Annotated in this window: 20 protein-coding genes and 1 pseudogene; 17 read left to right on the plus strand and 4 right to left on the minus strand. The window is 35.1% G+C overall.

The features are described from left to right. The first annotated feature begins 258 nt into the window (after positions 1 to 258). Positions 259 to 829, plus strand: a pseudogene (locus AC4D4A_RS13020) (DUF6434 domain-containing protein). A gap of 158 nt (positions 830 to 987) precedes the next feature. Beyond that, positions 988 to 1,455 (plus strand): hypothetical protein, encoded by a 468-nt coding sequence (locus AC4D4A_RS13025; protein ID WP_490996298.1) that lies wholly within the window; start codon positions 988 to 990, stop codon positions 1,453 to 1,455. A gap of 70 nt (positions 1,456 to 1,525) precedes the next feature. Here AC4D4A_RS13025 and AC4D4A_RS13030 read toward each other — a convergent pair whose 3' ends face one another. Next, the gene (locus AC4D4A_RS13030; protein WP_490996299.1) at positions 1,526 to 1,705 is read right to left on the minus strand and encodes a DUF4083 domain-containing protein; all 180 of its coding nucleotides are present in this window, start codon (positions 1,703 to 1,705) and stop codon (positions 1,526 to 1,528) included. A gap of 169 nt (positions 1,706 to 1,874) precedes the next feature. Between AC4D4A_RS13030 and AC4D4A_RS13035 the strand changes: the two genes are divergently transcribed. The 5 genes from AC4D4A_RS13035 (at position 1,875) to AC4D4A_RS13055 (ending at position 5,368) form a co-directional block, all read left to right on the plus strand. Continuing rightward, on the plus strand, positions 1,875 to 2,231 hold the full coding sequence (locus AC4D4A_RS13035; protein ID WP_490996300.1) for a VOC family protein: 357 nt from the start codon (positions 1,875 to 1,877) through the stop codon (positions 2,229 to 2,231). A gap of 33 nt (positions 2,232 to 2,264) precedes the next feature. After that, a complete protein-coding gene (locus AC4D4A_RS13040; protein ID WP_490996301.1) occupies positions 2,265 to 2,600 on the plus strand; it encodes a GNAT family N-acetyltransferase in 336 nt (111 codons plus the stop codon). 170 nt (positions 2,601 to 2,770) lie between these two features. Continuing rightward, positions 2,771 to 3,184, plus strand: coding sequence for a VOC family protein (locus AC4D4A_RS13045; protein ID WP_490996302.1), 414 nt, complete (start codon positions 2,771 to 2,773; stop codon positions 3,182 to 3,184). 80 nt (positions 3,185 to 3,264) lie between these two features. Next, entirely contained in the window at positions 3,265 to 5,067 is a 1,803-nt protein-coding gene (locus AC4D4A_RS13050) for a S9 family peptidase (RefSeq protein ID WP_490996303.1), read from the plus strand. 97 nt (positions 5,068 to 5,164) lie between these two features. Further along, a complete protein-coding gene (locus tag AC4D4A_RS13055) occupies positions 5,165 to 5,368 on the plus strand; it encodes a transcription initiation factor TFIIIB (RefSeq protein ID WP_490996304.1) in 204 nt (67 codons plus the stop codon). Positions 5,369 to 5,435: 67 nt separating this feature from the next. On the opposite strand, the gene AC4D4A_RS13060 is transcribed toward AC4D4A_RS13055, so the two are convergent. Next, complete coding sequence (locus AC4D4A_RS13060; RefSeq protein ID WP_490996305.1) at positions 5,436 to 5,774, minus strand: heme oxygenase; 339 nt, start codon at positions 5,772 to 5,774, stop codon at positions 5,436 to 5,438. A gap of 731 nt (positions 5,775 to 6,505) precedes the next feature. On the opposite strand from AC4D4A_RS13060, the gene AC4D4A_RS13065 reads away from it, so the two are divergent. From AC4D4A_RS13065 to AC4D4A_RS13080, 4 genes are all read left to right on the plus strand, one after another. Then, on the plus strand, positions 6,506 to 7,765 hold the full coding sequence (locus tag AC4D4A_RS13065; protein WP_490996306.1) for a Y-family DNA polymerase: 1,260 nt from the start codon (positions 6,506 to 6,508) through the stop codon (positions 7,763 to 7,765). 28 nt (positions 7,766 to 7,793) lie between these two features. Further along, complete coding sequence (locus tag AC4D4A_RS13070) at positions 7,794 to 8,132, plus strand: YolD-like family protein (protein WP_490996307.1); 339 nt, start codon at positions 7,794 to 7,796, stop codon at positions 8,130 to 8,132. A gap of 241 nt (positions 8,133 to 8,373) precedes the next feature. Next, on the plus strand, positions 8,374 to 8,586 hold the full coding sequence (locus AC4D4A_RS13075) for a hypothetical protein (protein ID WP_490996308.1): 213 nt from the start codon (positions 8,374 to 8,376) through the stop codon (positions 8,584 to 8,586). Between the two features lie 145 nt (positions 8,587 to 8,731). After that, a complete protein-coding gene (locus AC4D4A_RS13080) occupies positions 8,732 to 9,052 on the plus strand; it encodes an iron-sulfur cluster biosynthesis family protein (protein WP_490996309.1) in 321 nt (106 codons plus the stop codon). A gap of 80 nt (positions 9,053 to 9,132) precedes the next feature. On the opposite strand, the gene AC4D4A_RS13085 is transcribed toward AC4D4A_RS13080, so the two are convergent. Beyond that, on the minus strand, positions 9,133 to 10,782 hold the full coding sequence (locus tag AC4D4A_RS13085) for a DUF2339 domain-containing protein (protein WP_490996310.1): 1,650 nt from the start codon (positions 10,780 to 10,782) through the stop codon (positions 9,133 to 9,135). 287 nt (positions 10,783 to 11,069) lie between these two features. Between AC4D4A_RS13085 and AC4D4A_RS13090 the strand changes: the two genes are divergently transcribed. The 4 genes from AC4D4A_RS13090 (at position 11,070) to AC4D4A_RS13105 (ending at position 13,694) form a co-directional block, all read left to right on the plus strand. Beyond that, positions 11,070 to 11,339, plus strand: coding sequence for a YesK family protein (locus AC4D4A_RS13090; protein ID WP_490996311.1), 270 nt, complete (start codon positions 11,070 to 11,072; stop codon positions 11,337 to 11,339). Positions 11,340 to 11,606: 267 nt separating this feature from the next. Further along, the gene (locus tag AC4D4A_RS13095; RefSeq protein WP_490996312.1) at positions 11,607 to 12,389 is read left to right on the plus strand and encodes a hypothetical protein; all 783 of its coding nucleotides are present in this window, start codon (positions 11,607 to 11,609) and stop codon (positions 12,387 to 12,389) included. A 306-nt stretch (positions 12,390 to 12,695) separates the two neighbouring features. Continuing rightward, positions 12,696 to 13,217: an NUDIX hydrolase gene (locus AC4D4A_RS13100; protein WP_490996313.1), complete on the plus strand. Its 522-nt coding sequence runs from the start codon at positions 12,696 to 12,698 to the stop codon at positions 13,215 to 13,217. 153 nt (positions 13,218 to 13,370) lie between these two features. Further along, complete coding sequence (locus tag AC4D4A_RS13105; RefSeq protein WP_490996314.1) at positions 13,371 to 13,694, plus strand: hypothetical protein; 324 nt, start codon at positions 13,371 to 13,373, stop codon at positions 13,692 to 13,694. Between the two features lie 212 nt (positions 13,695 to 13,906). Here AC4D4A_RS13105 and AC4D4A_RS13110 read toward each other — a convergent pair whose 3' ends face one another. Then, positions 13,907 to 14,401: an SRPBCC family protein gene (locus AC4D4A_RS13110; protein WP_490996315.1), complete on the minus strand. Its 495-nt coding sequence runs from the start codon at positions 14,399 to 14,401 to the stop codon at positions 13,907 to 13,909. A 615-nt stretch (positions 14,402 to 15,016) separates the two neighbouring features. Between AC4D4A_RS13110 and AC4D4A_RS13115 the strand changes: the two genes are divergently transcribed. Then, positions 15,017 to 15,859, plus strand: a complete 843-nt coding sequence (locus AC4D4A_RS13115; protein ID WP_490996333.1) for a CPBP family glutamic-type intramembrane protease — start codon at positions 15,017 to 15,019, stop codon at positions 15,857 to 15,859. 566 nt (positions 15,860 to 16,425) lie between these two features. Beyond that, positions 16,426 to 17,910: a serine hydrolase domain-containing protein gene (locus AC4D4A_RS13120; protein WP_490996316.1), complete on the plus strand. Its 1,485-nt coding sequence runs from the start codon at positions 16,426 to 16,428 to the stop codon at positions 17,908 to 17,910. Positions 17,911 to 18,917: the final 1,007 nt, after the last annotated feature.

Raw genomic sequence — 18,917 nt, forward strand, 5'->3', positions numbered from 1 at the left:
TGGATTTAGCTCTCGCTTTTTGTAGATCAATAAATAAAAAAAATACCCTGCTCAAGGCGAATAGAGCAAGGCAATTGAAACAGTAAAGCATAAAATAGTATAACAGTTTTAAAGGTTGACTAGATTATAGCATATAATTAAAAACGTGGCTAATATATTTATCCTGTTAATTTTAGTAAAATTCATTTTCGGTATGTACGTTGATTTATAAGTACTAGTTTTCTATAATTAAATGGATATATATGGAGGTGAATCCTGCTGAGACCTAAGCTTACTAGAAGTAGTAGTGTCCAAAGTTTTAGGGATTTTTATTGGTTGAAGGAAGAGTTGCAATCATTTTGAAGAGAAAATGGACTTGCTGTTTCAGGCTCAAAGATTGAGATTTCCAATCGAATCCTTTCTTGAAACAGGAGAAATAAAAAAGCCGATTAGAAAAGTAAAGGCCTATGTAAAACAACAAACACCAGAAAAAATCTTAAGCCTCGATACAATCATCAAAGAAAATCACCGTTGCAGTCAAGAAGTAAGAGCATTTTTTCAAACGGTCATTCCTACATTTCATTTTACTACCCACATCCAGGAATATTTTAAAAATTATACTGGAAAAACCTACCGTGAGGCGGTGAATGCCTGGTATGAGGAAGAAAAACGAAAAAAAGATCCATCCTATACGAAAAAAATTTCCCCACAATTTGAATACAATCAATTCATCCATGACTATTTTGCTGACCCGGACAATCAAGGGAAGTAGCCCAAAGATGCGGTAGAAGCCTGGAAAAAGATCAAGCAGTTTCCTGGCAGCAATCGCTATTCATCTAACCATGTGTGAAGAATTCTAAGATCTGCCTATCAAACATATAGGCAGGAAAAAGGAGGTTGCATGAAACGATTTAGTTTGTTGTTTACGTTCCTATTTGTCTTTATCAGCATTTTAGCGCTTGCTCCACGAACACACGTCTAGAACTGGTCAGTGCAGAAGCAGATATTGTGAATGATAAAAATGAAACAGGCTCCACTATTCTGCAAGAAGGTGAGAACGCAGGAAAAGAAGTCGTGCCCACGTCCCTGTATTACACATTTGTGATTAAAAATGTAGGGAATAAAAAGGTTGGAGACGTAAGTAAAGGAGTAGGCTTGGAGGCTAGGATTGAACCTGCCGAAAAATTAGTAACCGCCTCTAATGAAGTGATGGGCTTTAATATTTTTGAACCGGCAGATTATGATGGTTCAGGCTTGGGCTTGGGCTATTCCTATACTGCTACTATTGAAGTAAAAGAAACAGGAGAATTCACCATCCATTATGATTTAGGCGTTGAAGAAAAAACAGCGGAAGTTCTTCCAGTACCTTCTGTAGACAAGATAGAACACTTAAAAGAGAACGCACTGGAGGCAACTTTAATTGTATCCTTGGGCAAGGAGGAAATAACTCGTTTTGATTTGAGTAAAAAGAACTAGTAGCTGTCTTGGTTGTGTTTAGTAATAGCTTTATAAAATGATCCCGCAAAGAAAAACATAAAGGCCCGGCTTATAAACCGAGCTGATTTTTAGTTGATTGCTCTGACAGTTTATCTAATTTATTTTCAATTCGATCTAGCTGTTCCTTCCGTTTTTTTGAAGAACGAAAGAAAGATATAATCATAACAATAAAAAAGATAACAACTAAAATTGAGATTAACTGAAAAATGATGTCACCGATGTTCAACATAAAATCCACCTCACTTTAGAATATTATACCATTTTGATGTAGGTACTTTCCGCACGAATCTATTAAGTTAAGAGTAAATTAATCATTTATCACCTATGTGTATATTTCCTCAGAAATTCTATATAAAATTTTCGCAATATTATGAACTATTAAGGGAGGTGAAATATTCTTGGTAGCTGAAATGACCTATCAGGTCCGTGTGGCTGATTTTGAACAAGGCAGGAGATGGTATGAAGTATTTTTGAACAGGGCACCAGATTTTGTGCCGCATGATGATTTTGCGGAGTGGGAGATAATTCCCGGGGGCTGGCTGCAAGTCGCTAAAGGGACACCGGCAGAAGGAAGTGGTCCGCTTCGGCTTGAGGTTACATCTATAGAAAAGGAAAGACAAAGAATGATAGAAGAGCTGCATATTGATTTTTTTGAAATCTACTCCCGTGAAGAAGTACCGGTTAAATGGGCCACATTTACAGACCCATGGGGAAATCGTTTAGGCTTCTTTGAAAATATGAACGAAGAAATATAGCAACCTAATACAATCAGATAAGAGGCAAAAAGGATGGAGTATTTATTAAGAAAACGTACCGAAGAGGATATAGAGGACTTTTTATCATGGACGTACGATGATATGTATTCGTTTTACGATAATTCGATTCAGCAAGAAAAGATAGATGGCTTTAGGCAAAGTGTTCAAAAAGAACGGGAATTATCGGTAGTAAATGAATGTGGTGAGCTTGTAGGTAACTGCGAGTTTTTTGATGTAAGTGATGAGGACGAAGCGGAGATACTGGCAGTTGGAATTCAGATGAAGCCATCTATGACTGGAAAAGGACATGGCCCTGCTTTCTTCCATGCCATTGTGGAGCAAGGGAGGGAGATCCCTTTTTCACTATGACCATTTAGAGTTGGCCGTAGTCGACTTTAATCACCGGGCCATTAAAGTGTATGAAAGAGAAGGATTTCAACAAGTGGGAGAATTCATGAATGACATAAGAGGAGAATCATATCGATTTATCATTATGGCGAAGGATTGGTAATGACCAGATTGATTACAGGGAGGATGGCATGAAAAATAAGTTAATAAGAGTTGGTACATTTTATATTCCTGTAAAGGATGTTAAAGAGTCTTCAGCATGGTATGTAGATAAGCTTGGAGCAGAATTAAGCTATAAAGATGAGGATAAAGCGATTATTAATCTTGCAAATCAAAGTTTTTTCCTTGTTCATGCACCAGATGGCGAAAGTTCTAATTTTATAGACAAGCATGGAAGTGAACGTTTTTCGATTACCTTTGAAGTAGATGGATTGGAAAAGTTAACAGAGCTTCATATGGAATTAACGGAGAAGAATGTAAGGGTAGGGGACATTGAAGATCGAGGGCACCCAGGAAGGAATTTTGTTTTTTATGATTTAGATGGTCATATATTTGATGTCTGGAGTGAATTAAGTCCAAGATTTAAGGACAACTATTCGCTGTAAGTCGTTATCTTTCATATGTTTTACATAAAGTTGGTTAGATTGATTGTGTATCACAAAAAATGAATATGAGGAGTATGTTTATGTTTACATTTCCAAAGCCAGATGTAGAACAATTGCTGCGAACCGTTTCAATAATTGATTTTGCTGTCAGCCCGGATGAAAAACAGATTATCATCAGTACTAATATTAGTGGAAAGTATAATCTTTGGGCGATGAATATGCCTAATGCCTTTCCATCTCGGCTGACCTTCAATGATCAGCCATCTGAGTATTTACTGTATGACCCAAAAGGAAGATTCGTTATAGCTGGCTTTGATCATGACGGTGATGAGAATACTCAATTTTATGCCATGCCGACATATGGCGGTGCCTTGAAGGAGCTAGTTTTCCAGGAGAATACACGTAATTTTCATCCATTCCTTTCGAAGGACGGCGAGCGATTGTACTATACATCTACCAAGGAAAATGCGTCCTTCCTCAGTAGCTATTGCTTACAAATGAACACGGGGGAAGAGACGAAAGTATTGGAAGGGAACGGAGGCAGTACCATTCTAGCGGAAGTGAGTGAGGATGAATCCGTTATTCTCTATACCAAACAATTTTCTAATACTAATTCTCTATATTATGTGAAAAAAGCGGATGAACATATCCTGCTGACTCCGCCAACAAATGAGGAGCATACCGTTAGTGAAGCTGTTTTCGTTTCGGATCAGGAGGTCTATTTAATCACGGATTATGATGCGGATTTTTCTTATTTAGCAAGCTTTAATTTGGAAACCAAGGAGTTTACTAAGCTTAAAGAATTGCCACAGGAGAGCTTCACCAATCTTACATACGATCAGACAAACAAAATAGTCTATATTACTGCTGAAAAAGGAGTGCGGGATTATTTATATGCCTATCATATTGAGAATCAAGCATGGGTGAAATTGAACCCACCATGTGACCTCCTAACGAAAAAGGTTGTTTCTAATTCTGGTTCCCTTTATTTGCTCGGAAAAAGTTCAAACACACTTGCAAATATTTTTAAGCAGGTTGGTGAGGATGAATGGGTCACAATTACGGACAATACCCTATCTGGTATTCAGAAGGAGGAAATAGTAGAGCCCGAGATTATTACGTATCCATCTTTTGACGGTCTCCAAATAGAAGCATTATTTTATAAAGCAAAACCAGAAAATGATAAAGGAGAAACGATTCTTTGGGTTCATGGGGGACCACAGTCTGCAGTTCGGAAAGGGTTTGGTCCATTCTTTCAATATGCTCTAGATAATGGATATAGTATTTTTACTCCTAACTTCCGTGGTTCCACTGGATATGGATTAACATTCACCAAAATGGTAGAGCGTGCCTGGGGTGCAGGAGCTCGATTGGATATTATTGCTGGTCTGGATTGGCTAATTGACCGTGGATATACGAAGAAAGGTGATATCTTCCTGATCGGAGGCAGTTACGGTGGATACATGTCATTGCTTTTACATGGACGCCATGCTGATTACTTTAAGGCAGTGGTAGATATTTGTGGGCCATCCAATTTATTTTCCTTTATTAATTCAGTGCCGGAAGATTGGAAACCAATCATGGATACTTGGGTAGGCCACCCCGAAAAAGATCGCGAGAAATTGATAGAATACTCACCTTTTACCTATATTGAGCAGATGACAAAGCCGATGCTTGTTATCCAAGGGGCCAATGATCCAAGAGTTGTAAAGGCGGAATCAGACCAAATTGTGGAGACTCTTAAGGAAAAGGGGAGGGATATCTCCTATATGGTCATGGAGGATGAAGGACATGGATTTTCTAAAAAGGAGAATGAAATCGCTGTGTATCGCAGGGTTTTGGCTTTTTTTGAAGAGCATCGTCTTGTGAAAGTAAAATCCTAGCCTAGATTTTCTCAAACGGCGAAAAGTAATGTACTGCAGTTTGTGGCGTTTTCCTTATGGAGAAAATGATATGAGATTTTCGAGTGGAGGGACTAACGTGAAGCATTCTAAAGTAAAAGAATGTCATCAATGTGGTGAGAAAGAGCTGGGGATCGGGAAACATACCGGATATGGAGTCATGTACCCCAAAAATAAAGTGAGTATAGGTTCAGAGATCGAATACATGATTTGCACGGAATGTGGATTTATCATTGAAGGCTATGTAAAAAAGCCGGAGAAATTTAAAGAAACACTTTACTAAAAAGGTAAACAGTTCATTCACAAAAAAGGTCTTTCCAAGTGTTTATGGAAAGATCTTTTCGTATAAATTAGTTTATTGGAGCTGCTTCTTTTACGGATGCTACTCTAAATGTAGTTTGTTGGCTTCCTAACATAGGAGAGTCCTGTTTAGCTTCATCCGGTTTGCCTTCCGGACGTTTGTGCGCTTTTTTGAAGGAGTCGCTGTTTTTCCAGGCAAGGAAGCTTTCCTCATCTTCCCAGTACATATTGACGCTCATCTCATCATATTCTGTCAGGCCCTCTGTAAGTAAAACCTCTACTTTAACAAATCCTTTGAATTTATCTAATTCGTTACCGGAAGTGAAACGGCCTGCCATTTTTTCTGCGAAACCTGGTTTGGTTTTAATTTTGTTTTGAACAACAATCATGTGATCATTCTCCTTTTATTTTTATTTTTCTGGAAAATATATCAGATTACTTCAATGAAAATCACTCTTACACTGCTATTATATACCTTTTTCGAAGATTTTGAATTCATTATGCTTTAGGATTTGCTGATTATGGCTCTAACATATTTTTTCTATATGATTGAAAGCATTGCGTGATGAAATAACCAACATAGTTCATTCATCATCCTTCTATATGACCCTTCAAATAGATTATTACTCAATTTTTCTATTATTTTTGTAAAAAGGCTAAAATTAAGAGTTTTCGAGACTTACGAGTCAAAATTGAGTGACTAAACGGCTGTATAAGCCGGATTAGTCTAGTAATCCAGCCGATTTTCACCGGAATTGAGCGGGAACTGATATTAATTGAGCGGAATTCCATATAATTGAGCGGAAATGGAGTGGAATTGAGCGATTTTCGTAATAATTGAGCTAAACTCAAAATAATTGCTCGAATTTACTTATTTATGAGCGAATTGAAAAGGAGAAAAGTGAAAATAATAGTAGATGAATGCATTTGGGGACTGTTTTTAAAACGTTTTCGTAAATTTTTCTGGTGAACTATGTCTGTTGTCTTAAAGTATTTGCACGCTTTCATGCTCTTATACATAAATTGTAAATAATTTTCCATTGAACACGAACGTATATTCGCTTATCATAAAGAATATAATAAAGACGAACATACATTCTATTTAAAAGAAGGTTTTAACATGATTGATTACAGTACTTTACCGCATCATTATGTTATGTGCGTGGATATGAAAAGTTTTTTTGCCAGCTGTTCAGCAGTGATGATGGGACTGGATCCGCTTGAATGTTATTTGGCTGTGGTGAGTGATACGGAACGGAGCGGCAGTGTGGTGCTGGCTTCATCTCCCAAAATGAAGAAAGAGTTTGGCATTAAGACAGGCTCGAGATTGTTTGAGATTCCGGATGATCCGCGCATTATAAAGGTTAATCCTAGTATGGCAACGTATTTACGTATCTCTACTGAAATCAGCCGTTTATTCAATCGATATGTACCTAAAAGTGCGATTCATACGTACAGTGTAGATGAAAGCTTCTTAAAGGTGGATGGGACGACTCGTCTATGGGGAGATATCGTAGAAATTGCTGAAAAAATCCAGGATGAAATCGATCGGGAATTCCAGCTTCCATGCGCGATTGGGATCGGTCCGAATATGCTGCTTGCTAAGCTGTGTCTTGATTTGGAGGCCAAGAAAAAAGGAATCTCCCAATGGACCTATGAGGATGTACCAGAAAAATTATGGCCCTTATTCCCCTTGAGCGAAATGTGGGGAATTGGAAAGCCGATGGAAAAGAAGCTGAATGGAATGGGGATTTTTTCAATCGGTCAATTGGCGCGTTATGATTTGGAGACGCTTGAAAAGAAGTTTGGCATTATGGGCAATCAATTGTACCACCATGCCTGGGGTGTTGATTTATCGGATATCGGTGCTCCGATTATGGAAGGGCAAATCAGCTTTGGAAAAGGTCAGGTTTTACTGCGTGATTATAAAAAGCCTGAGGAAATCAAGCATGTCATTCTGGAAATAAGTGAGGAAGTAGCAAGAAGAACACGTGCAAGCGGGATGGCGGGCAGAACCGTCAGCTTGGGGATTTATTATAGCCAGGATGAATTTGGAGGTGGATTTCATCGCTCTATGACAAGAGAAACACCGACCAATATTACGATGGATATTTATGAAATGTGCTTAACCTTGTTTGAACGGTTTTATACAGGCAAAACAGTTAGGAAAATTTCTATTACACTTTCAAATGTTATCCCCGATCGAGAGATGCAAATCAGTCTATTTGACCAGGATAGCTGGCGCAAACGTGAGCTTGGCTTTGTGATGGATCGAATGCGTAAAAAATTTGGATCCAATGCGATTTTACGTGCCGTATCGTATACAGAGGCAGGAACGGCCAAGCATCGCAGTACTTTGGTCGGAGGACATAGAGCATAACAGACAAGTGAAATGGAGGCTGCAGGGAATGATTCGAGATCGCGGAAAAATGAAATGGACATCAATGATGCTGCCGGAGCATGTAACAATGCTTAGAGAATGGGCACATGAGGACAGCTATGAAACAAGGAATGAGCTTGATGAACAGCAAGTGGAAGCGATGAACACGATAATTATGGAGGCCTTGGAATATAATAAGCCGGTGGCGATCCGCTATTACCGTACAGCCAGTCGCCGGTACGGGACGGTGGAAGGAAGCATACATTATTGCAATGAACAGGCTCAAAAACTTCATCTCGTTGATGAGGATGGAGATGCTTGTTTTGTATTTTATCAGGAAATTGTGGATGTACAATTGAAGGATTGATGGCCAAGCAATTCGCTATAAGGTTGTGCATATGTTGGTTATGGCTCTTCTCTTTCTTCCTAAATAAACCCTATTACCCAATAATGAGTAAATGAAAACGCAAATATTAGACAAATTACCACAAAAAGTTTACTATGTATATAGACCTAGAAGTGAGAAATATACAGATAATAAATTTTAACATCGATTTCGGTTCTGATAACTTTGCCATGGGATATCAAAACAAAAGGGGTAAAAGAAAATGGAAAAAGAAAAATACAGCACGATTTATCAAGCACCTTATGGAATGGTTATAGGAGAATTAAAAAAAGAAATGACTAAAGAAGATGCTGTAGCATTAGGGCAGAAATATTGCGAAGAAAACGGTTTCAGCTATAAAGGTACGTATACTGGCGATGAAGCAGTGGCGGCTTTACAAAGTTTAATACAAAAACATACGAGAGCAGTTCATTAAACTGAACGTTCATTTTTAAAACATAGAGGCAGTATTCATTGAATGCTGCTTTTTTTTATTATGAATTTAGCTTATTAAGAGGTTTGCCGGTTGAGTGAAAACGGGAACCTATGAGATAAATAGAGAGAAAGCATGGTGGACAACAATGGAAATTACATGGACAGACGCAGCGTTAGAAAAGGTAAAAGACAAGCTGACAGACCAAGAAGGCGTTTTTTGCTTGAAGTATGAAACAGAAGGCTGTGGCTGTGTAGTAAGCGGTGTAACCAATTTATATTTTGTTAAAGAAACTACTTCTCAGGAAGTAGAATGGGAAACCAACGCCTATCCTGTATGGTTAAATAAATATCATGAAATCTTTTTGGATGAAAAGCTTATTATTGATTATTCCAGCAGTACAAATAGCTATCAGCTGAAAAGTCCTAATCAGTATTTAAACCCAATGATGAATGTCATCATTCAATAGGCTCGATTATGAGCATAAAAGGTTCAGTCAGAAATTTTGACTGAACCTTTTTTTAAAACGAAAGCAAAGGGAAATCCCACTCATTTTTTTGTATAAAACACCTTAGAAATAAGCAGCCCAATTACGCCAAGTATGATAAATAATATCGCCTTCCAAACTACATCTATACCAGATAGATCGTAGAAAGTAACTTTTAATAGCGTAATAAACAAGAATAGTAAGCCGATGTTTTTCCAAACCTTTTCCTTGAAGTAACTAAATAATCCGTATGTTACTCCAACGATAATGATCCAGGATAATGATAAGCTGGTATTCATCATCATTAGAGAAGAACCGTCTGTGAAATAGTATGTCATTTTGCTTATAAAGACGATCAGCAATACTTCTATTATATAGGGTAAGGTGGATTTCATTATATTTCTGTCGAAGATTTTTGTGATTGCTTCTTTTATATAGAGAACAAAGAAGAAGCTGATTATGATCATCCATGCAACAACAGTTTCTAGTGATAGCATATTTCCTGGCTTGTCGAATAATTGTACTAATACGGAAAATAGCAGTATTACGCTAGCTATTGTCCCTAAAATACTCTTCCTTATTTGAGCAAAATAATAAACCAATATGGCTTGCAGCGTAAATAAGATTAATTTTGATGATGGATCAATCATTATATCGTTTAGCAGTATAAATAAGTAGAACATCGAAGTAACAAAGAAAATGTTTTTCAGTTCAGTGTGATTTTTATTTTTTACGTAACTAAGCAAAGAATATATGATGGCCATTATGGAATAGAACGTGTATTGGTAGCTTGGTGTTTGATCAAACACATCAACTCCGATTAAGAGCATGAATAATGAACCGATCGTGATAGCTGGAATATACATATTTTTATCAAATATGTTGGTTGTTCTAAATGTTAAATAAATAATAAAGAAATGCTGAATAGCGATCGTTAGGAACGTTAAGATTGAAATTTCCCCACTGCCTACTATTCCAAAAAATAATACAGTGAACATAAATGCATAGTTTGCTACATTCCAAGTGATTTTATATTGCCCTCTAAGAGATTCTAGTATTAATCCTATAAATACAGCAGTTTCGTATGCATAAAATACATATTCATTCCCTTTGTCTCCTGCAAATAGGAAAGGGTAAAAATAAGCACCTACTCCTATAATGGTAAGCAAGGATTGAGATTTGTATTTTCTTGATAGATAAACTCCTATATAGATTCCGAGCGCTAATAAACATACAGTCGCATAGAATGGGATAATGTGGTACAAAACATTACCGGAGAAGACAGATATAAGATAAACAATTATACTTCCGCCTAACAATACGATGCCTAACGTATTCTTCGCCTTTTTATATTGCCTTTCTCCAATCATATATAAGAATCCAGCTAATAAGAAACCAACTATTACGCGAACCACGGGATTAATCCATCCGTTTTCAGATGCTGCCATAAAAGCCCAAATAACACCTAAAATAAACACGAATATAAATATTCTGGGTAACCAAGTTGAAATCATCGCTTCAAAGCTAATTAATTCTTTTTCTGGTTTTATTTCAGGATTTTTGTAATTTCTTTTTATCTCAACCTTTTCACTTTTGTTTTCCACATTAAGATTAACTTCATTATGTATGATCCTTAACTCTTTTTTTAACTCCACTAACTCTTCTTCCATATATCTTATTCGTTTGGATAAATCATAAATTTTATCGTCCAACCATTCCACCTCTTCTCTGTTTATTTATTTACACACCCCGAAATTCAGATTTTTCAATATTTCACCTTCCTTATTATACCAGTCTCTTTGCTGTAAACATATGCTAAAAGGAGGTGAGTATTAATAATTCAATCTTTATGTTATTACGTTTCGTATTCTAATGTGTTTATTTAAATTTTCCCTTTTTCACTAAATAGGTCAAAGAGTATGGAAAAAACAACTTTAAGTATTCAGATTATTGTGTTAATATTAATTATCTTTAAATGGAAATTTATAGGAGGTTTATTATGTTAGTCTTTGTCCCGGTTAGTTTAGGTGTAATTAGTGGCCTTATCCTTATTGCTATAACTTATTTTCTTAAGAAATATCAAAGCTCTTATGTAAAAATCCCACCTTTATTATCCCTAATAACTTCTGTTGTTATTTTTATCATTAGCTTTCAAGTAAGAGGTTTTGAAGGTGCTGCATACGGAATACTTGCAATTACTCTTTTATTTTTTACACCATTTATCTTTGCTATGTCTTCTATAGGCAAAAAAAAGGATGTATTCTTGTAAACAATGATTAAATTGTTAGATGTTGAGAATAAATGTATTTAAACAAACAGGGCATTGATCCAAGAAGGTCAATGCCTTTTTATAATGGGCATATAATTGGATTGGTAAAGATCAACGAAGTATCAAACAAACAGGGCTTAATAAAAGAACTCATAAGATAGGATATCAAAGGAGAATCTAAATAATAGAATTGCTTTTTTCAACATGGACAAATTTTCAGTGCGAGTATGTACCGAAATGGTAATTATATTTGAGGAGATGTGATAAATGCTTGGTATTTTACTTTTGATTTTGGGCTTGGCGGCGTATCTATATTTTAAGCGTCAAAAAGAAAGCCCAGTAAATCGAGATCAACAAACGACGCGTGAGGCTGAACCAATAAAACAAGAACCTATACAGACCGTTATGCCACCAAAAAATGAGACTGCACAGCACGCTGAAATTTTAAAACAAGAGCAAGCGCCCGTTGAACCTATTGAATCAGTTGAACAATCAAGCCCGATTGAAAAGCTGGAAAAAGAAACCGTTACCGTTACATTTTCAGATGGAACAACTAAGGAATATAACCTTAACTTAACACTTAATGACACCCATCTTTGCTTGTTATCTGACGGCGGGAAAACGTATCATACACACGTTAATTGTTTTAAAAACTGGCCTGCTGAATATCAAGAAAATTTTAAAGGATGGAAAGCAATAACAACAGATGAAGCAGAAAAAATGGGCTACAGAAAATGCAAGTATTGTAATGAAGCTGATCGAACAGAATGGGACTATTATAAGGACAGTAAACCCCTTAAAACTTTCACTGTCACTCATAAGGATGAATTTGCTACTACAGAGATTTATAACGTAGGTAATGAAGTGAATACGGGCTATGATTTTGAAAAGGACAAAGACACGTTAGAAATAGACTATGAAGAAATTTGTTATATGCCAAAAAGCGCAAGAGATTTCTTTGATGAGAATTACGGCGATTATAAAATGTTTGTGTTAGATGTGTATGAAAATGACAATGGAAAAGTGAAGCTTAAGATTGGAATTTATTGATGATAAAGCATTAAATGACTGTAATGTACTAAAATTAACGGATGAAAATCTTAAAATCAGGGCTGTCATTTAGACAGCTTTTTTTCTTTGTGGATTATTTGATTATATATACAACATTTCTATTTCATAATTATTAAAACTTATGAGGTGTTGATCCTAGAAGGATTAATACCTTATTGCGTTGAATTTCTTATGGAAGTGCATAGGCAGGTTAGTTGAAGAGTGTAGTTCATTTTGGTTCAACAATTAGGATATTATTGAAAAAATTAAGAATCTCGTTGCAAAAATACATTAAGGAGCTTAGCGATGGAAAAATGGGATTTATATGATAAACACCGTAATAAAATAGGCAAACAAATAACTCGTGGAGAAGATATGACACCAGATGAGTTCCATTTGGTCATACACGTTTGTATATTTAATTCAAATGGAGAAATGCTCATTCAACAACGTCAGTCCTATAAGCAAGGGTGGTCGAATCTTTGGGATATTACTTGTGGCGGTAGTGCTGTGGCAGGAGATACAAGTCAGCAGGCTGCTTCAAGAGAGTTATTCGAGGAGTTGGGTATTCGTTATGACTTTGAAAAGATACGTCCACAATTTACAATTAACTTTGAACGTGGATTTGATGATTATTATTTAATTGAATATGACTTAGATTTGAATGAATTGACGTTACAGACTGATGAGGTGCAAGCAGTGAGATGGGCTTCAAAAGAGGAAATCTTAGAGCTGATCGAACTAAAAAAATTTATACCTTATTATGAAAGTATTATTGCATTCCTTTTTGAGAGTCGAAAGCATTATGGCTCTATTCGTTTTAAATGAAACATGCAAGGAATCAACATATTCCTCCATATACAGCTTTTTGTTGAACTCCTTAAGAAAGGTAAGGGTCAGGTTAGCGGAAGAAGGAAATCCAAAAAGGACATTGTTATCTTAAGGATATACCTAACTAATTACAATATAGGGGTAAACAATATGAATGATTTAACAGTAACAGAATGGTTAGAGCAAAAGGAATTAAGTGAAGATGAAATCGATTTCCTTTTAACTTTTATACCAAATATCTCTGTGATAAAATCACAACCTGCTATAGCAGTAGTCATCTATGATTCCATGAATAGACAGTTTCCAAAGGTTAATTTAAAGCTGGAAGAGAATTATCTGGACTATAATATGTTTAAATTTATTATTGAAACATACACGGTTAACAAGATTTCTGTAAGAGAATTACTAATTCGTATGTCTGCACAAAAAATATGCAAGCCTTTATGTGATTTTTTTCTTCAATCGGAGATATAGATATTAGCTATTGGTCAGAAGGCTTTTATTTTATTTAAATCTTTATTGGAGAAAAGGGGTAGTAGTTGAATAAGCTTTTATTATTTTCCGTAAAATGGATGATCTAATTTAGGAGCTTGCTATGAATTCTAATAGTGTTTTTCATACTTTCTAATAAACAGGGCGGTAAAAAAACCATCTAATACTTTAATATAGATGGTTTTTGTAAATATTTATTTTGGGGGTTGGCAACATAAATTCCCTTCGCCCTTTTCGAGGGCGGATTTTAGACTGCCAAGAACTCCTGACCAGGCAGCTTGATGCCAGTTAATGGCTTCGCTCCAGTCTTCGTTATCTTTAAATCCAGTATGTTCAACAATTATCTTTGTAGAATCATCGTTAAGTGATTTGAACCTTACATTAACATTCGTTAATTCATTCTTTTGGTTCATTAATTTCTCGAATTGATCTGGACCTTTCCAGGTAAATTGCAACTCTTTTTCATTAATGAGTTTAGTGATTATACAACCTTTCGTATTCATACCTGTACTATTTCCAGGTATAAAATAAAGTTCGTATGCACCACCTTCCTTAGCTTCTACGATGGTTTCAGGTGCGAACCATTCAGAAACCCTCTCAGAAATTGTCCACGCATACCATACTAATTTTAAAGGTGCATCAATTGTTATCTCTTTTATAATGGCTTTGTCATTTGTAGTAGTTGTCAAAAGTTTCCCTCCTTTTTAAAAAATTACATTTAAATGATAACATTTATTGGAAAATTAAAGGGTGTTAAATTTGGAATAATTATCTTTTGAAAAATGGGTAGGTTAGTTAAAAAAGGAGATAGATAAACAAATAATTATATAAATGGTATAGTAATGTAAATTGCTGGGAGGTGGTATCAGAATGAGTAATAGGAAGTTTAGTCAAAGTAAATCTAACAATATAGCTATTGTGTTTGTTGCCTCTAGTTTAGGTGCCGTTTTAGGACTTATTACATATGTGAAAGATTGGTTATGATGGTGGAATTACCTTTTGGTAGTTATCCAATTAAACGTACTTATACAAATTCGGGTAATAACGAAAGATTAGGCTGTCAAAATGACGGTTTTTTCTAATGCGGCTAAAGGGGCGGATTAGTTCTAGAGTGTAGTTCAACTTTTGTTCAACAATCCGGTCATTCAATGGAACAAGGTTGAGTGAATCCTTTCTAAAATTAGATATTCATAGAAAGTTTGATTTTGAGTCACTAACATTAAGAAACTGTAAATATAGAGCTTGGTTAATACATAGCTTATAACAATACATCATTATTAAAAAGGGGCATTCAATTGAATTCTATGAAATTTAGTATTAGTCGGTTGCTTTTGTACTTTGTACTCGTTTCATTATTTCTCTTTGTTTCGGGTAATGTCGGGCAATATTTGAAGGAAACTCAAGATATGGATCGACAAATAAGCATGCTTTTACAAGGAGTAATCTTTACGGGGTTAACGCTTATAGTACTTTATATATTTAAAAGACAAAAACCGGACTTGATTAAAAATATTGGCTTTAAGGGTGTAAATTCAACATCTAGATTGATCGTTGGAATCGCATTGCCCTTTATATTAGTCATAACAGGAATTATAACAGCTTATTTATTTGGTGGAATTGAAAATGTCAGCGTGAACCTGACAACAAGTGTTATAATTTCTGTTTTAGTCAATACAGTGACAGCATTTATGTATGAAGCATTTCCAGAAGAAATCTTTATCCGTGGACTAATCTTTGAAGAATTGCATAAGAAATTTCGCTTCATCATCTCGTTAGTTTTACAGCCGTTAATCTTCATTTGTGTTCCGGTTACGGTGATGGCATTGGAGTCAATATTCTTTAGTGAGCCATTTATAATAACTATAGATTATATTATATTGCTCTTCACATTTGGAATTGCCCTACAGTTATATAGAAGATATACAGGAACAATATGGATGAGTATCATCTTCCATGTTGTTTATCTTGAAGTGACTAGATATATATCCATGGGTGGTATGTATGACAAAGACGTCGCTCTTTTAATGTTCGATGAGACATTTAATGGATTCATGACTCTATACTTGTCATTTCTGTTTATAGTGATATTTAGTATAGTGGTGCTGTCACTTTTACTACTAATGGATAAAAGAAAAAATAGGGTATAATAACTAAGCTGCTATTTCTAGTCAACATTCATATTAAACATTCAAAAATATTTAGTTTGTAGAATATTGTACTTAAACAAACAGAGGCATTGATCCAAGAAGGATTAATGTCTTTTTATGTTGAATTTCTTATTGTAGAAACAGGGCAGGTTAGCTCAATAAGATTGTCGAATAGTTAAATCATAGAAATGCAACATTACGGGGTATGAATTTATGGAAATTTTTAAACTTGAAAAAGAGGTAGCTCAAAAAATCAATAATTATAAATCTGTATCTTCTTTCTATTCAAAGTTTATTAAAAGATTTTACTTATCGGTAGGTATTTAACAATCGGGGTAGGTTCTAAATATCATACCTGACAAAATGGTTATTTATCTTATTAATTTAGCAATGTATTGTAAGGTTTTAATAAAGTGGCCAGCTTAATTGAATGGTAAAAGAAAGGGCTTTGTTCCATTATGTTATTTAATAAATAGTAAAAAGATATAAATTTACTCAAGGTTATGGATAAAATTATGCCATTGTATATATTATGGAAAATTATATTAAAAGGAGTAGCGAAAAAAATGAGAAGAATAATTCTAGTTCTCGCTATAATTCTAGGACTAAATGCATTGCTTCCAATAACTTATGCAGATTCAAATGATAAAATTGATAAGATTGAACAATTTGTTGAGGAACAAAGGGGAATAAGTCAAATTCCAGGAATATCATTAGTTATTGTGGAGAAGGGTAAAACAGTCTATCAAAAAGGTTTTGGGTACGCTGATGTAAAGAAGAAAATACCCGTTACGCCTAATACCGTATTTGAATTGGGATCAACATCGAAAGCATTTACAGGTCTAGCCATTTTACAATTAGAAAAAGAAGGGTTATTAAAAAAAACTGATGAGGTACGTAAATATATCCCATGGCTAGAGTTGGAATACAAAGGAAAACCTCAGGTCATTACAATAAATCAATTGCTTCATCATACGAGCGGGATTGCTTCAAACTCTATTATTCATATTCCTGAAAGTAATCAAGAGAAGGCACTTGAATTAACTGTAAAAACCTTGCTTGAAGAACCATTAAATCGTCAGCCAGGCAGTTCATTCGAATATGCAACGATTAATTATGATGTATTAGGACTTATTATTGAGAATGTTACAAAACAACCATATGATTTATATATAAAAGAACAAATATTAAAACAAATTGGGATGAATAATTCCTATGTTGGCTTACATCAAGTACAGTCCGATGTTTTGGCAACTGGTTATAAGATTGGATTCATGAGAGAGCAAGAATATACACCACCTATTTATCGTGGGAATATACCTGCTGGTTATATTGTCAGCAATACAAACGATATTGCAAAGTGGCTAAATCTACAGTTAGGAGCCATCCAAAACGATAAGTTTAGCAAACAAACGATCGAACAATCGCACATCCCTGATCAGTCAGTAAAGCCTATGGCTCAAGACACCCATTATGCAAGTGGATGGAGCGTTGAGAAAAAGAATGATAAACAATACATATGGCACGAGGGGGCAAATCCAACATTTTCATCTTATTTTATCATGCATCCTGATGAACAAATAGGGGTAGCAGTTTTATCGAATATGGATACAACATTTACAACAGAAATAGGTCAAGGTGTGATGGATTTATGGGAAGGGAATAACCCTAACTTGAATCATACTGACGGATATCAAAAGTTAGATAGAGTCGTAACCATTCTATGTTTAATTATAGGCTTTCTAGGAATAGTTTTTAGTATTTTATTACTAAGAAACTTATGGAAATTTAAAAGAAAACAACGATCCTGGTCATCATTAAAAGGGAAGAGACTATTTCTGTTAATTTTCCATTCTTTATTTGTAACAGCGATTTTCGTCCTTATGAAGATAGCTCCTGAATTATTATTGGGAATGACTTGGGAGTTTGTTATTGTATGGGCGCCCACTTCAGTATCAACATTATCTTATATTATAATAGCAACAATTATCATTTATTATTTATCCATATTATGGATTATTATTACAAAAAGGAACTTATTAGATAGATGAAATAATTAGCAATCCTATGATTGAACTTACATGTTGAGTTAAGATTCGCCACAATCTAAGCGCGATTGTTGAATAAGCAATTAGAAAACTTAAAAAGGTTCAATGCAATACCTTAGTTTTATGTGGAGAAAAGGATAAAGCAAATAAAAGAGCAGCAAAGAAACTAGCAGAACAAATCCCAAAGCCAGAAATTGCGACAGTTATGGATGCGGGTTACGAAATAAATATAGAGGCTCCAGAAAGACTGGCATCTATACTTAATGAATTTTTAAAAAAACACTGTAGATATCTCTATTTTTGCTTTGAAATTTGGCATTCATCAATTTTTCAATTGAACATCTATTTAAGGGTACTCTTCAACTAACGGAACTTCTTATTGAAGTAAATGGGCAGGTTAGCGGAAGAAGGATTAAGACACTTTTATGGATAGTAACTGGATAGGCATCTTTCATAAGGAGGAGAAGAATGACCTTTTTAGAGTTGTTTATATTATCAGTTGCTATTTGTGTGCCTGGCATATATGAGGATTCGTTGAAGAAATTATTTTCCGTTGGGGAATAATGAGTTTACTTTTATGGCTCTTACAATTTATTGTCGAACCGTTAAATAGGACTGCTCTGGTTATCGCAATTGGTATTTCAAGTATACTTTTTCCCTGGTTCATTTACCTTCAATTAAGATGGTATCATCGGAACCAAAGCCATCCATGTATATCTATACGATTCTCGGAAATATATGGGTCGGTGTCTTTACTGGATGGGCTTTTTTGGAGGCAGGCATTTTTTCCGCAATCATTGTACATATTTTATTTCATATTGTATGGTATCCGATCCAAAAAAAGTTTCAAAAAATATAAATTACAAGCTGTCATATTGGCGTTTTTTCTGAATGAAAGTAATGGTACTTAAACAAACAGAGGCATTGATCAAGTGAACTGCCCCGTAAAAGTTAGACATCAATCTAACTTTTACGGGGTGTTTTTTATGGCTAATTTTAATTCAGAAGAA

The sequence above is a fragment of the Pradoshia sp. Z5_111 genome, from assembly GCF_058267535.1.